At 69.9% G+C, this 12,742-nt stretch carries 16 protein-coding genes and 1 pseudogene; 10 read left to right on the top strand and 7 right to left on the bottom strand.

Translation table 11 applies throughout. The features are described from left to right. Positions 1-69 precede the first annotated feature (69 nt). The 5 genes from IEQ44_RS04375 to IEQ44_RS04355 all read left to right on the top strand — a co-directional run bounded on the left by IEQ44_RS04375 (position 70) and on the right by IEQ44_RS04355 (position 2,652). Positions 70-279, top strand: coding sequence for a DUF3024 domain-containing protein (locus IEQ44_RS04375; protein WP_193637200.1), 210 nt, complete (start codon positions 70-72; stop codon positions 277-279). 192 nt (positions 280-471) lie between these two features. Further along, entirely contained in the window at positions 472-933 is a 462-nt protein-coding gene (locus IEQ44_RS04370) for a helix-turn-helix domain-containing protein (protein ID WP_193637199.1), read from the top strand. Positions 934-952: 19 nt separating this feature from the next. After that, complete coding sequence (locus tag IEQ44_RS04365) at positions 953-1,648, top strand: nucleotidyl transferase AbiEii/AbiGii toxin family protein (RefSeq protein ID WP_319804490.1); 696 nt, start codon at positions 953-955, stop codon at positions 1,646-1,648. A 382-nt stretch (positions 1,649-2,030) separates the two neighbouring features. After that, positions 2,031-2,384, top strand: a complete 354-nt coding sequence (locus IEQ44_RS04360; RefSeq protein ID WP_193637197.1) for a DUF1801 domain-containing protein — start codon at positions 2,031-2,033, stop codon at positions 2,382-2,384. 79 nt (positions 2,385-2,463) lie between these two features. Continuing rightward, the gene (locus IEQ44_RS04355) at positions 2,464-2,652 is read left to right on the top strand and encodes a hypothetical protein (RefSeq protein ID WP_193637196.1); all 189 of its coding nucleotides are present in this window, start codon (positions 2,464-2,466) and stop codon (positions 2,650-2,652) included. A gap of 17 nt (positions 2,653-2,669) precedes the next feature. On the opposite strand, the pseudogene IEQ44_RS04350 reads toward IEQ44_RS04355, so the two are convergent. Continuing rightward, a pseudogene (locus IEQ44_RS04350) lies at positions 2,670-3,571 on the bottom strand (Gfo/Idh/MocA family protein). A gap of 113 nt (positions 3,572-3,684) precedes the next feature. On the opposite strand from IEQ44_RS04350, the gene IEQ44_RS04345 reads away from it, so the two are divergent. Together IEQ44_RS04345 and IEQ44_RS04340 are read left to right on the top strand one after the other, a co-directional pair. Next, entirely contained in the window at positions 3,685-4,194 is a 510-nt protein-coding gene (locus tag IEQ44_RS04345) for a DUF1877 domain-containing protein (protein WP_193637195.1), read from the top strand. A gap of 47 nt (positions 4,195-4,241) precedes the next feature. After that, the gene (locus IEQ44_RS04340; RefSeq protein ID WP_193637194.1) at positions 4,242-4,784 is read left to right on the top strand and encodes a hypothetical protein; all 543 of its coding nucleotides are present in this window, start codon (positions 4,242-4,244) and stop codon (positions 4,782-4,784) included. Positions 4,785-4,807: 23 nt separating this feature from the next. Here IEQ44_RS04340 and IEQ44_RS04335 read toward each other — a convergent pair whose 3' ends face one another. From IEQ44_RS04335 to map, 3 genes are read right to left on the bottom strand one after another with little or no spacing between them, the layout of a single operon-like run. Further along, the gene (locus tag IEQ44_RS04335; protein WP_193637193.1) at positions 4,808-5,383 is read right to left on the bottom strand and encodes a 1-acyl-sn-glycerol-3-phosphate acyltransferase; all 576 of its coding nucleotides are present in this window, start codon (positions 5,381-5,383) and stop codon (positions 4,808-4,810) included. A gap of 43 nt (positions 5,384-5,426) precedes the next feature. Further along, entirely contained in the window at positions 5,427-5,936 is a 510-nt protein-coding gene (locus IEQ44_RS04330; protein WP_319804489.1) for a flavin reductase family protein, read from the bottom strand. A gap of 40 nt (positions 5,937-5,976) precedes the next feature. Then, positions 5,977-6,750 (bottom strand): type I methionyl aminopeptidase, encoded by a 774-nt coding sequence (gene map / locus IEQ44_RS04325; RefSeq protein ID WP_193637192.1) that lies wholly within the window; start codon positions 6,748-6,750, stop codon positions 5,977-5,979. Between the two features lie 241 nt (positions 6,751-6,991). Here map and IEQ44_RS04320 point away from each other — a divergent pair, with 241 nt between their 5' ends. Genes IEQ44_RS04320 through IEQ44_RS04310 form a run of 3 tightly spaced genes read left to right on the top strand, consistent with a single transcriptional unit; the run spans position 6,992 to position 9,244 of the window. Continuing rightward, positions 6,992-7,795 carry a transporter substrate-binding domain-containing protein gene (locus IEQ44_RS04320; protein WP_193637191.1) on the top strand — a complete coding sequence of 268 codons (804 nt, stop codon included), beginning with the start codon at positions 6,992-6,994 and terminating at the stop codon, positions 7,793-7,795. A gap of 4 nt (positions 7,796-7,799) precedes the next feature. Continuing rightward, positions 7,800-8,465, top strand: coding sequence for an amino acid ABC transporter permease (locus IEQ44_RS04315; RefSeq protein ID WP_193637190.1), 666 nt, complete (start codon positions 7,800-7,802; stop codon positions 8,463-8,465). Then, complete coding sequence (locus IEQ44_RS04310; RefSeq protein WP_319804488.1) at positions 8,462-9,244, top strand: amino acid ABC transporter ATP-binding protein; 783 nt, start codon at positions 8,462-8,464, stop codon at positions 9,242-9,244. Before IEQ44_RS04315 ends, IEQ44_RS04310 begins: the two co-directional genes overlap by 4 nt. A 92-nt stretch (positions 9,245-9,336) precedes the next feature. Here the strand turns inward: IEQ44_RS04310 and IEQ44_RS04305 are convergent, their stop codons facing one another. Genes IEQ44_RS04305 through IEQ44_RS04295 form a run of 3 tightly spaced genes read right to left on the bottom strand, consistent with a single transcriptional unit; the run spans position 9,337 to position 12,742 of the window. Then, positions 9,337-10,665 carry an ABC transporter substrate-binding protein gene (locus IEQ44_RS04305; protein ID WP_193637189.1) on the bottom strand — a complete coding sequence of 443 codons (1,329 nt, stop codon included), beginning with the start codon at positions 10,663-10,665 and terminating at the stop codon, positions 9,337-9,339. Continuing rightward, complete coding sequence (locus IEQ44_RS04300) at positions 10,662-11,864, bottom strand: branched-chain amino acid ABC transporter permease (RefSeq protein WP_193637188.1); 1,203 nt, start codon at positions 11,862-11,864, stop codon at positions 10,662-10,664. Before IEQ44_RS04300 ends, IEQ44_RS04305 begins: the two co-directional genes overlap by 4 nt. Beyond that, entirely contained in the window at positions 11,864-12,742 is an 879-nt protein-coding gene (locus IEQ44_RS04295; RefSeq protein WP_193637187.1) for a branched-chain amino acid ABC transporter permease, read from the bottom strand. The genes IEQ44_RS04300 and IEQ44_RS04295 overlap by 1 nt, the downstream gene beginning before the upstream one ends.

Below are 12,742 nucleotides of genomic sequence, written 5' to 3'. Positions count from 1 at the left end.
AATCGGGACCTTGACCAGACCCGCTCTTTGGACATGCGCCGATCCGTCACTCGGTGGCACGCTGGTGTGATGGCGCTTCCCGAGACCGATCTGCACCGCATCCGCCTCTGGGCGCAGGAGCGCGTGCCCGAGCACCTGTGGGACGAGCTGAAGGTCGAGGCCGACGTCTCCGACCGGCACGTCGACATCGTCGAGGTCCGGCCACCGTGGGACGGCGTCGGCGAGCACACCCGCTTCCCGATCACGCGCCTGCGCTACACGAAGTCGTCCGGCCAATAGGCAGGCGACCGCCCTCGCGCTGGGTCGAGGCGCGACGTCTCAACGTCGTGCCCGCAGACGTCGCGCGTGCGACCTCGTGCCTGCGCCAGGCCGAGGAGCGGCTGAACCAACTGCCGCTGTTCGCCAGAACCGAGAGGCATACAAATGTTTCTCATTATTGACTGGAACGACTGAATGACTAAAATGAGAAACATGCCAGCCCCTAGCCCGTACACGAGCCCCGAGCAACAGGCGGACCTCGAACGCCTAGGCGCTCGACTGCGCGAACGCCGAAAGGCCCTCGGTGTCACGGTAGTCGCCTGTGCCGAAGCTGCTGGCGTTTCGCGTGTCACCCTGCACCGGATCGAGGCCGGCAATCCCTCGGTCACGATCGGCGCCTACGTCAATGTTGCCGCCGCACTCGGACTTCACCTCGTCGTCCCGGTCCTCGACGCTCCAGCAGCAGGACCGGCGACGATCACGGTCGGCGACTACCCCGGCCTCCGCACGCTGGCCTGGCAGACCGACGCCGGCACCACCATCACCGAGACGGAGGCACTCAACCTCTACGAACGCGGTTGGCGACACCTCGACCAGGAGACGCTGACCGACCACGAGAAGGCGTTCATCCAGCACCTCGCGGACACCTACAGCAACGGGAGGCTCCTTGTATAGGCGGCTGCACCACCAACAGGTGGCTGAGGTGCTGTTGAGCCTCGACGCACCGCTCCTGGCCGAGCACAACTGCTGGTTCGGCGGCGGCACCGCGATCGTCCTCGCCAACGGTGAGTTCCGCGAATCGGTCGACATCGACTTCCTGGTCTCCGACCCGCAGTCCTACCGCGCGCTGCGCCAGATGGTCAGGGACCACGGGCTCGACGCTCTGGCTACCCGAGCACTGGACCTGGGTCGAACACCCTCTGTCGACGGCTACGGGATCAGGAGCTCGGTGCTCGTTGCGGGGATTGCGATCAAGTTCGAGATCATCCATGAAGGCCGCATCGACCTCGCCACTCCCGCCTCGGAGGATGAGATCTGCGGGTTACGGATCCTGACGCGAACAGACCAGGTCGCAACCAAGCTGCTCGCCAACGACGACCGCTGGGCAGACACGTCGACGTTCAGCCGCGATCTGATCGACCTGGCCATGATGAAACCCGACACCGACGCACTGAAGGCCGGCGCGCGCAAGGCAGTCGATGCCTACGGCAAGACGGTGGGCGAGAGCCTCAACAACGCAGTCGCCTACCTCCAAGATCGCCCACAACGTCTCGACGAATACATCCGCGCACTCAAGATCGACGCGCCCCGAGCGGCTGTCTGGCAGCGCATCCGCGACTTGTCCGCAAGATGCGCGAAGATCGAAGGTCTAGGTCGGAGCTCGGACTAGCCTTGACCGTCCAGCGGTCCGCAAATAGTCCGCAAGAAGTCACGCGGAGGCCGGTTCTGACCAATGGCTGCCAACGACTCGTGGACCGCGTTTGCCCAGTTCAGAGGCCCTGTTCCGGCTGTTTTCAACGATGATCGAAAGTAGTCGAAACACCCGGTCTTCGTTCCGCTTCAACGTCTGAGTCGCCCGTCGACACGGACCGCGTGGGTACGATGGGTGCGGTGGTTCGCCACCAGCACTTCCAGGCGACGATCGCCTGAATCTGCGCGGAGAGGCCCGATCACGTCGGGACATGTCCGGTGGGGGTGCGGCGCACACGGCTACTCGGTGCGCCGTCTTTCATGCCGACGATGCTCCTCGTCGGCCGACGAGAGGACATGACATGTCGTCCAAGGACGAGAAGAACCTGACCCAGGTGCTCGACAAGATCGCAGCGATGGACGAGCCACAGCGCTCGCTGATGCGCCGCGTGCACGAGGTCATCGTGGCCGCGGCGCCTCAGCTGAAGCCGCGGATCTGGTACGGGATGCCCGCCTACGCGCTGTCGGCGAGCACTCCGGCCCTGGTGACGCTGCGCAACGACGAACGACTCAACCTCGCCCTCACCGAGAAGGTGGACCTCCGGCCGCCGGGTGGTGCTGACGGGACGCTGATGCCCGCGGCCTGGTACTTCGACAGCCTCGACGAGGCGACCGAGAAGCGGATCAGCGAGATCGTCAGCGCCGCGGTCTCCTGACGCGGACGCCCTTCGGTGGAGCGTTGTGGGCACATGGCGCCCACAACGCTCCACCTACGCACCGCCCGCCCCTTGCTTGGTGCGCCAGGTCGCCGGCGCCGAACCGGTGATGTGGGGACCGTCGATGATCGGGTTCGGCCACCTGCCCTCCACGACCGGCAAGGGCTGTGTCTACGTCAAGCGTCTCGACGCGATCGACCTCGGCGTGTTGTCCGAGCTGGTCGAACGGGCTTGGGAGACCAACCACCGCGAGACGGACGCCGACTGACGCCGGTTGCGTACTCGTCAGAGGAGCTGGGCCTCGGCCTCGGCCAGGACCCGGGTGACCTCGAGCGCCAACGGCCAGGTGTCCGGACCCTCGTCGACGCCGCGGGTGCAGGCGATGAGCTGGTCGAGGGCCCGGGCGAAGGGCTTCGCCGCGTCGATCGGCGGCACGGTCAGCGACACCTCGGAGCCGTCGGCGCGCAGCAGGCGTACGTCCTCGACGTAGTCGGGGCAGCGCAACGAGACGGAGACGTCGGCGTGCGCGCCGCTCGCGTGCTGCGTACGCAGCTCCACGCCGTGGGTGCTCCGGCGCGCGGTGACCTCCTCGACGGCGCCGAGGACCGGGACGAGGTGGGCGAGCACGTGCGGCGTGAGGTCCCACAGCGCCGCCAACGGCTCGGTGCGCCACACCGAGTCGCGGTAGGGGGAGTCCTCGGCGGCGGAGTGGGCGTGCCACACCACCCGGGCCGCGCTCCAGGACTCCTGCGCGACCTCGTGCAGGCGCTGCTCGATCTCGGGCACGTAGCGGCGGGTGAAGAAGACTGCAGCCCGGCCGCCGCCCTCCGCGAGCGCCGTCGCGACCTCGTCGGCCGCCTCGACCGACGTGGCCACGGGCTTCTCCAGCAGCAGGTGCTTCCCGGCCTGGCTGCCCGTGCCGCCAGCTCCGGCTGCACCTGGGGCGGCACCGCGAAGGTCACCACGTCGACCTGCTCCAGCAGCGCGTCGAAGGAGTCGGCCGCGGTCACGCCGTACCGCTCGGCGACCGGCGCCACCTTCTCCGGCGTCCGGCCCCACAGGGCGACGAGGTCGGCCTGCTCGGCGGCCACCGCTCCGGCGGCGTGCACCGTGCGGGCCCAGTGGGCGGTGCCGACGACTCCGACGCGCAGCGGGGCGGGCGGGGCGGGGCTGGTCCCAGGCGTCATGTCGTGAGCGTAGTGACCGTCGTACGCCAGCAGAAGCGCACAGGGTCTCGGTCGTCCACAGGTCTTTCTGGAGACGCGGGCCGGGTAAGGCCGGTGCCTCGAGGATCGTCGGCATGGGAATCAGGTACTACGCATATGCCTTTGACGCTGACCGGACCGAGGAGGCGCTCAAGGATCCGATGAGCGTGATCAGTGACGACCCGCTCGCCGACGCCTGGGGCATGGAGCCGGGCTTCACGGTGGGGGTGATCGGCGAACGGGAGCCGGCGCCGGAGCGTGACCTGCTCTACCTCGACAAGGCATGGAGCCAGCTGCAGTGGGTGGTGGCCAGTCTCGAGACGCAGGGCGACGGCGCCTACCGGATGTTCGTGGGCGACGTCAGCATGACGGACCGCGGATGGATCCCCTGGTCACGCACGATCACCCCGGACGAGGCGCTACGGGTGAGGGACGGCCTCGCGTCGATCAGCGACGAGGACGTCGAGCGCGTCCTGCGGCGACAAGGGCGGAGGCCACCGATGGGCCCGGACACCGACGACCTCCTCCACTTCCTCGGGAAGGCGCGCGCCTTCGTCGACCAGGTGGTCAGGGAAGGACGGGGCTTCGCCTACATGATCGGGTGACGACGGCCGCTCGACGTGGTCAGCGCGGCATCGGGGAGAATCGACGGGTGCCTCGACCCATCACCCTCCTCGTCGAGGGCGAGTCCGACCGGGCCGCCCACGTGACCCTCGCCCCCCGGCTCGGCGTCGACCTCGTCGCCGACGAGATCACCGTGACCGTCATCGGCGGCGCCGGCAACTTCGGCGGGGCGATCGCCGACGCCGCCGCGCAGGGCCACCGCGTCGGCGGTCTCTACGACGAGGCGGAGGAACGGTTCGTCGCCGGCGCCCTCAATCGCCAGGAGGGGGAGGACCTCACCCGGCAGGGGTTCTTCGCCTGCCGTCCCGACCTGGAGCTGGAGCTGGTCCGGGCGCTCGGTGTGGTCGAGGTGACCGCACTGTTGGAGGCCCACGGCGACCTCAAGACCTTCCGCAACTTCCAGGACCAGCCCAAGTACCGCGACGCCGAGGTGCTCGAGCAGATGCGGCGCTTCATCGGCGCCAACGGCGCCCGCAAGGCCAAGTACGCCGCGGTGATGGCCGAGGCGGTCCCGTTCGAGGCGGCGCCCGAGCCGCTCGAGGGCATCGTCCACTGGATCTGGGGCGCTTGACCCCGGGCCCTTGACTCGCGGGGTCAGGCGCGGCGACTCTCGTCGGCCAGCCGCGGCTCGACCCGCTTGTGGGGGTGGTAGCCGGCCTTGTCGGCGTAGAACGCGCGGACCCGGTCCATGTCGGCGGCCACGTCGCCGGTGAGCTCGATCGTCGGCCCGAGGCCCGAGGTCATCGTGGTGCGGTCGACGTATCCCAGAGTCACGGGCATCCCCGTCTCGCGAGCGATGCGGTAGAAGCCCGACTTCCAGTGCGTGTGGTCGCCGCGGGTCCCGTCGGGGGTCACGACCAGCCCGAACACCTGCCCGTCCTTCACCCGCGCGACGACGTCGTCGACGATGCCGACCGGGTTCGCCCGGTCCACCGGAATGCCTCCCAGCCCGCGCATGATCCAGCCCTTCCAGCCCTTGAAGAGGCTGTCCTTGCCCATCCAGCGGATGTCCATGTCGAGCGCCCAGGCGATGCCGAGCATCAGGATGAAGTCCCAGTTGGAGGTGTGCGGTGCACCGATCAGCACGGTGGGACGGGTGGGGCCTGGTTCGGTGACCAACGTCCAGGGACTCACGGACCAGAGCGCGCGGGCGACGAGGCGACGGATCATGGCGTCACGCTAAGCCACCGCGGCGCCCCGGAGGTCGACCCGCTCACGGATGGACCGCCCTCTCCTCCGCCGCGTGACCCGGCTCCAGGTGGTCGACGTCGGAGAGCCGCAACGGCGAGAAGCGTCCGGACGTCGCCGCGGAGCGTACGCGCGTGGTCACGCAGACGTGGTCGCCGCCGTCGTCGAGGGTGGCGACCCGATCGAGCAGCAGCCGGTGGGGGAGGGCGGTCAGCAACGGCACGCCGTGCTCGTCGGCCTCGACCTCGAGGCCCGCGAACTTGTCGGTGTCCTCACCTGAACGGGTGCCGAACCGCTCGGCCATCGCGAGGTCGTCGCGGGTGAGGAAGTGCAGCGCCAGGTGTGCGCTGCGCAGGCTGGTGAGGTAGGTGTGGTTGGCCTTCGAGAGCCACACCGCGTAGTGCTGCCCCTCGATGCTGGCCTGAGCGTGGAAGCCGACCAAGCTCCCGGCCCGGGTGCCGTCCTCCGCGACGGTCGTGACCACGGCCATCGGCGGGTCCAGGGAGGCCATCAGGGTGTCGAATGCGTCGTCCACGGACCTCCGATACCCCGTGCTCGGCGGCGTGAACCGGCCCTCAGGGCCTCCGTGCCGTCATCACCTCGACGCCGTCCTGGGTGATCGCGACGGTGTGCTCGGTGTGGGCGGTGCGGCAGCCGGTCGCGCTGCGCAGGGTCCAGCCGTCGGCGTCGGTGACGAGCTCGGCGGTGTCGGCCATCACCCACGGCTCCAGGGCCAGCATCAGGCCGGGGCGCAGCACGAAGCCGCGGCCGGGCCGGCCGATGTTGGGCACGTGCGGGTCCTGGTGCATCGTCGAGCCGATGCCGTGACCGCCGAAGTCGGTGTTGACCTCGTGGCCGGCCTGGGTGAGAACCGTGCCGATCGCGTGGGCGAGGTCGCCGATCCTCGCCCCGGGACCGGCCGCCGCGATGCCCGCCTCCAACGCCCGCTCGGTGGCCTCGATGAGGGCCAGGTCGGCGGGGTCCCGGGTGTCGCCCACGACGAAGCTGATGGCCGCGTCGGCCGCGACACCGCCCAGGGAGACGGCCAGGTCGAGGCTGAGCAGGTCGCCGTCGGCGAGCTCCCGGTCGTGGGGCAGGCCGTGGAGCACCGCGTCGTTGACGCCGGTGCAGATGTGGTGACCGAACGGCCCGCGGCCGAACGACGGCGCGTAGTCGACGTAGCACGACGTCGCCCCCGCCTCCCCGATCATCTGCTTCGTCCAGGCGTCGATCTCGAGCAGGTTGGTGCCGACCGTCGCGCGCTCCTTCATGGTGTGGAGGATCTCGGCGACCAGCGCTCCGGTCTCGCGGGCGAGGGCGAGGCGGGCGGGGCTCAGGATCTCGATCACGGGGTGTCCTTCTCGGCAGTGACGTCCGGCGAATTCCGGCAGCGTCAGGAGAGACCCCATCGTGCTTCATCGCACTCGGCGCGCACGAGTCCCTCCCGCGCCGACGTTGCGCCGACAGGCCGGTCACGGAATGGTGACGGTGGAGACCGTCACGTTTGTCCGGGGTGCCCGCTGGGCACCTACGCCGCAGCCAACGCCGACCCTGCAGCCCACGCGGGGTCCCCGAACGAAGGCAGGAAACATGAAGAAGTTCTCCACCCGCCCCCTCCGTCGCCCCCGTGCCGCGCTGACGGCGGCCCTCACCACGACCGCGCTGCTCGGCCTGGCGGCGTGCGGCGACGACGCCGGCGGCGGCGACTCCGCCCTGCTCAACGACGGTGAGATCGTGGTCGCGATGAGCGGCGAGTTCCGCCCCTTCTCCCACTTCGACGGAAACGACCTGACCGGCTTCGACCACGACATCGCCGCGGCCATCGCCGAGGAGCTCGACCTCGAGCTGAAGACGGAGACCGGTGCCTTCGACACCCTGATCCAGGGCATCAAGAGCGAGCGCTACGACGTGCTCATCGCGTCGATGACGCCCACCGAGGAACGCGACGAGCAGGTCGACTTCTCCGACCCCTACTACTCCTCCGGCGCGACGATGTTCGTGAAGAACGACAGTGACTGCCAGGACCCGACGCAGATGGACGACCCCACGGTCGGCGTCGCCTCGGGCACGACCTACCAGACCTTCCTCGAGGAGGAGGGCCTGGCCGGTGAGATCCGCACCTTCTCCTCCGACGTCACCGCCCTGGAGGACGTCGACACCGGTCGCCTCGACGGGGCCATGACCGACCGCCTCGTCGGGCTCTACCAGATCGAGCAGGCCGACCGTGACCTGCGCCCGTGCGGCGACCCGCTCTACACCGAGGAGCCCGCCTTCGCCGTGGCCGAGGGCAACACCGAGCTGCTGGACGACCTCAACGAGGCGCTGGCCGAGATCAAGGAGAACGGCACCTACGCCGAGGTGAGTGAGAAGTGGTTCGGCGAGGACATCTCCTGACGCCATGAACTTCTTCGAACACGTCGTCGACAAGGCGCCGCTCTTCCTGGAGGCGACCCTGGTGACGCTGCGGCTCACCGGGATGGCGCTCGTCTTCGCGATGCTCCTGGGCGCGGTCGTCGCGGCCATGTCGATGAGCCGGGTCGCGCCCCTGCGCTGGCTGGCCACGACCTTCATCGGCATCATCCGTGGCACTCCGCTGATCACCCAGATCTTCGTGCTCTACTTCGGCATCTCCGAGATCGTGAAGCTGAACGCCTTCTGGGCCGGGGCCATCGCCCTCGGGGTGCACAACGCCGCCTACATCGCCGAGATCATCCGCTCCGGTTTCCAGTCGGTGCCTGAGGGCCTCAACGAGGCGTCGCGCTCGCTGGGCATGTCGCGCATGCAGACGCTGCGCCGGGTCCGCGCGCCGCTGGCCCTCCGCGCCATCCTGCCGGTGCTGGGCAGCCAGTTCATCATCGCCGTCAAGGACTCCTCGCTCGTCTCCTTCATCGGGATGACCGAGCTCTTCCAGACGTCGAAGAACCTGGCCGCCTCGTCCTACGAGCCGTTGACGATGTACACGATCGTCGCGCTCTACTACCTCGTCATCGTGCTGGCGCTTACCTTCCTGGTGAACTGGCTCGAACGACGGCTCAACAAGCACAGGAGGCCGGCGGCAGCATGACGCTCGACGACACCCCGACCGCAGAGGTCGACCGCAACGGTCAGCCCCTGGTCCAGATGCGCGACATCGTGAAGCGCTACGGCCACACCACCGTCCTGGACGGCGTCAACCTCGACGTCCACCAGGGCGAGGTGGTCGTGCTCATCGGCCCCTCCGGCGCCGGCAAGAGCACGCTGCTGCGTTGCATCAACGGCCTGGAGCAGATCCAGTCCGGCACCATCACGGTCGCCGGCGAGGAGCTGACCTACTCCGAGAAGCACCTCAACCGGGTGCGCTCCCGCATCGGCATGGTCTTCCAGTCGTTCAACCTCTTCCCGCACATGACCGTGATGGAGAACATCGTCATGGCCCAACGCGACGTGCTCGGTCGTGGGAAGAAGGAGTCGCAGGAGCGCGCGGTGCACCTGCTCGAACGGGTCGGCCTGGCCGAGAAGGCGACGGCCTACCCCGACCACCTCTCCGGCGGTCAGCAGCAGCGCGTCGCCATCGCGCGGGCGTTGGCGATGGACCCCGAGGTGATGCTCTTCGACGAGCCGACCTCGGCGCTCGACCCCGAGCTGGTCGGCGAGGTGCTCCAGGTGATGAAGACCCTCGCGGTCGACGACGGCATGACGATGGTCGTGGTCACTCACGAGATGCGCTTCGCCCGCAGGGCAGCCGACCGCGTGGTCCTGATGGCCGACAAGCAGATCGCCGAGGAGGGCACCCCCGAGCAGGTGCTCGACAACCCCACGAGCGAACGGGGTCGGGCCTTCCTGGCCGAGCTCTCCGACGAGTGAGCTCCGGCGGCCTCGCCGCTGACGAACGACACCGCGCCCCACGGCTCAGGCCGTGGGGCGCGGTGCTGCGTGCGCTGCTGGTGGCTACCGGGTCACTCCGGCAGGCCGCTGGAGGGCGGGGCGTCCTCGGCCTGGCCGGAGGTGTCCTCGGTGATCTCGGCGTCGCCGATGTCGGTGACGAGCACCGGGGTCAGGGGCTTCGAGCCGGCACCCTCCAGCTCGACGATGCGCATGCCGGAGATGCCCAGGTGGCTGTCGTCACCGAAGCGGAAGGGCGCGAGCTGCGGACCCTCCAGGTCGGCGCCCTCCTCCTTCATGAACTCGACCAGCTTCTCGCGGGTCAGGTCCTCACCGATGCCCTGCAGGGCCTGGACGAAGGCGTAGGCGTGGGACATGCCGTAGATGCGGTAGTTGGAGAGCTTGCCGCCCTTGCCGTGCTCCTCCCAGACCTGCTCCCACAGCTGCACCCACGGGTCGTCGCCCTGGTCGACCGTGGGGATGTACTCGGTGGTGAGCACCCCGTCCAGCGCACCGGCGCCGGCCGTGACCGCGCCCTCGGAGAACTCCTTGAGCAGCGACCCGACCAGCGGCGAGTCAGAGCCCACCGAGGAGACGAACCAGTCCGGCTGGTAGCCCAGCGAGAGTGAGACCAGCTTGGCAAGCGCCGTGTAGGCCGGCGTGGTGAAGGCGAGCACGAGGTCGGCCTTGGCGCCCTGCAGCGCCGCGACCTGCGGGCCGACGTCGGTGTTGCCCGAGGCGTACCGCTCGACCGCGACGATCTGGTCGTCGAGGTACTGGCGCACGCCCTTCTCGGCGTCCTCGCCGAAGTCGTCGTCCTGAAGGAAGAGGCCGACCTTCGCGTTCGGCATCTCCTCGGCGACGTACTGGGCGATGATCTTCGCCTCGCTCTCGTAGTCGGGCTGCCAGCCGAAGGTCATCGGGCGCGCGTCCGGGTCGTCGCCCCACATCAGCGACCCCGAGGAGACGAAGAGGTCGGGCACGCCCTCGTCGTTGAGTTGGTCGACGACGGCGCTGTGCGTGGGGGTGCCCAGCCCGCCGACCATCGCGAAGATCTCGTCCTGGAGCAGCAGCTCGTTGGTGACCTTCGTGGTGTTCGTGGGGTTGTAGCCGTCGTCGCGCACGACGTACTCGATCTGTCGCCCGTGGACGCCGCCGTTGGCGTTGACGAAGTCGAAGTAGGCCTGGGCGCCCGTGGGAATCTCCTTGTAGCCCGGGGCGGCGACCCCGGTGAGCGGGAAGTGGGCGCCGATCGTGACGGTGTCGTCGGTGACGCCGGTCGTGTCGCCGGGGGACGACTCTGCGCCGTCGGAGTCGGTGCCCGCGCCGCAGGCGCTCAGCACCAGCAGGGTGGCGAGCGTGGCTGCGACGGTGGCGTGCGGGGCGATGGTGCTGCGTTTCATCGGGGTGCTCCCTGGGTTGAGGTGGCGGGGCGGGGGGTCTCGGGTGGGGTGGTGCCGCCCTGGGCGGGCGCTGGGGTCTGTGGGGTCGGGTCGGGTGCTGCGGTCGCGGCCTCCGGAGGGGGTGCGCCGCCGGGGCGTGCGGCCAGCGCACGTCGGGCCCGGCGTCGGTGGGCGGCAGCGCGCACCGACCCGGTGAGTCCGGCCGGTGCCCACAGCACGACGGCCACCAGGACCAGGCCGTGGACGAGCGGCGCCAGCTCCGCGGCGCGGACGTCGTCGAGGCCGCCGGCGCGGCCGAGCTGCGTGACCACCTGGGGCAGCAGCACCAGCACGCTTGCGCCCAGCAGTGCTCCGGTCAGCGTCCCGAGTCCGCCGAGCACGACCGCGGCCAGCAGGGTCAGGCTCAGTGCGATCGTGAACGAACCGGGGGCTGCGAGGCGTACGACCAGGGCCAGCACCGCGCCGCCGGCGCCGGCCGCCGCCGCACTCACGGTGAAGGCGGAGACGCGGGCGCGGCCCGGGGAGATGCCGGCCAGCTGGGCGGCGACCTCGTCGTCGCGCACGGCACGCCAGCGGCGTCCGACCCGCCCGCTGGCGAGATTGGCCAGCACGAGGTAGGTGAGCACCAGCGTCGTCCACGCCACGAAGGCGACCCAGCCGCGGGTGGTCAGGTCGGTGGCCGTGAGGAACCAGGTCGCCTCCACTGCCCACGACGGAGCCTCGGGCAGCACGACGCGCAGTCCCTGCTCGCCGCCCAGCGTCGACCTGAAGTGGAGCGCCAGGCTCGGCACCGCGACCGCGAGCGCCAACGTCGCGCCGGCCAGGTAGGGGCCGTGCAGGCGGGCGGCTGCCACCCCGACGACGGCGCCGAGCAGTGCCGTCACCGCAACCGAGGCGAGGATGACGAGCGCGACCGGGGTGGTGGCCTCACGGTCGGGCAGCAACAAGGCCGTGGTCCAGGCACCTACCGCCATCAACGCGCCGTGGCCGAGCGAGAGCTGCCCGTTGAGACCGGTCAGCACCGTGAGACCTCCGGCGGCGATGCCGAGGGCGGCGAGCTCGGCCAGCTGGAAGCGGCGGAAGTCGTCGACGAGGGTGAGGAGCACGACGACGACCACCATCGCCAGTGCGGCGCCCAGCAGGTGGCGCACCGCGGGGGAGCGGGGCAGGAACCGTCGGGGCAGGGACAGCGTGGGCATCAGACCCTCCGGGCGGTCGTCGACGAGAAGAGGCCTTGCGGGCGCACCAGCAGCACCGCCATCAGGACGATCAGTGCGGCGGTGGTCACCAGGTGCGAGCCGAGGTAGCCGCTGACGAATCCCAGCGCCACCCCCAGCAGCAGGCCGCCCACCACGGCCCCGACCGGGCTGTCGAGCCCGCCGAGCACCGCGGCGACGAAGCCGAGCACGACGACCTGGTCCATGTAGCCGGGGTGGATCAGGCTGCCGCCCGCGACCAGCAGGCCGGCCAGCGAACCGACCACCGCGGCGAGGGCCCAGCCCAACGTCATCAGGCGCGGCACCCGTACGCCGAGCAGCCGGGCCACCTCGGGATTGAAGGCCGCGGCTCGCATCCGCAGGCCCAGGTCGGTGAAGCGGAAGAGCGCCACCAGGGCGACGAGCACGACGAGCACGGCCACGATCGTGAAGAGGTCGAAGCCGGTGAGGGCGACGGTGCGGCCGCCGACCTCGAGGCCCCGCACGCCGAACGGGGCGGTGAAGGACCGGAAGTCGTTGCCGAAGACGACCGCGGCCGCGGCGTGCAGCACGAGGAAGATGCCCAGGGTGAGGATGACGGCGTTGATCTCGCCCTTGCCCTGCACGTGGCGCACCAGCCCGCGTTCGACGATCGCCCCCAGCAGGAGGCCGGAGGCCAGCGCGGCGGCGAAGCCGACCCACCAGGGCTGGCCGGAGTCGATCACCGACCATGCGATGAAGGTCGTGACCATCGCCATCGGTGCCTGGGCGAAGTTGACCACCCGGGTCGAGCGCCAGATGAGCACCAGCGCCAGCGCGAAGGCGGCGAAGACCAACCCCTGGGTGAGACCCCCCAGGGTGGTGTTGACGAACTGTTGCAC

It is taken from the genome of Nocardioides malaquae (assembly GCF_015070385.1).
Lineage (GTDB): Bacteria > Actinomycetota > Actinomycetes > Propionibacteriales > Nocardioidaceae > Nocardioides > Nocardioides malaquae.
Note: the sequence above shows the minus strand (reverse complement) of the source record. Positions and strands in the feature narration are given on the sequence as shown.

Coding starts and splice junctions, on each gene's coding strand:
- IEQ44_RS04320 (WP_193637191.1), top strand. CDS start 6,992: ATGAAGAAGTTCTCCACCCGCCCCCTCCGTCGCCCCCGTGCCGCGCTG.
- IEQ44_RS04315 (WP_193637190.1), top strand. CDS start 7,800: ATGAACTTCTTCGAACACGTCGTCGACAAGGCGCCGCTCTTCCTGGAG.
- IEQ44_RS04345 (WP_193637195.1), top strand. CDS start 3,685: ATGGGAATCAGGTACTACGCATATGCCTTTGACGCTGACCGGACCGAG.
- IEQ44_RS04310 (WP_319804488.1), top strand. CDS start 8,462: ATGACGCTCGACGACACCCCGACCGCAGAGGTCGACCGCAACGGTCAG.
- IEQ44_RS04300 (WP_193637188.1), bottom strand. CDS start 11,864: ATGCCCACGCTGTCCCTGCCCCGACGGTTCCTGCCCCGCTCCCCCGCG.
- IEQ44_RS04305 (WP_193637189.1), bottom strand. CDS start 10,665: ATGAAACGCAGCACCATCGCCCCGCACGCCACCGTCGCAGCCACGCTC.
- IEQ44_RS04335 (WP_193637193.1), bottom strand. CDS start 5,383: ATGATCCGTCGCCTCGTCGCCCGCGCGCTCTGGTCCGTGAGTCCCTGG.
- IEQ44_RS04375 (WP_193637200.1), top strand. CDS start 70: ATGGCGCTTCCCGAGACCGATCTGCACCGCATCCGCCTCTGGGCGCAG.
- IEQ44_RS04360 (WP_193637197.1), top strand. CDS start 2,031: ATGTCGTCCAAGGACGAGAAGAACCTGACCCAGGTGCTCGACAAGATC.
- IEQ44_RS04370 (WP_193637199.1), top strand. CDS start 472: ATGCCAGCCCCTAGCCCGTACACGAGCCCCGAGCAACAGGCGGACCTC.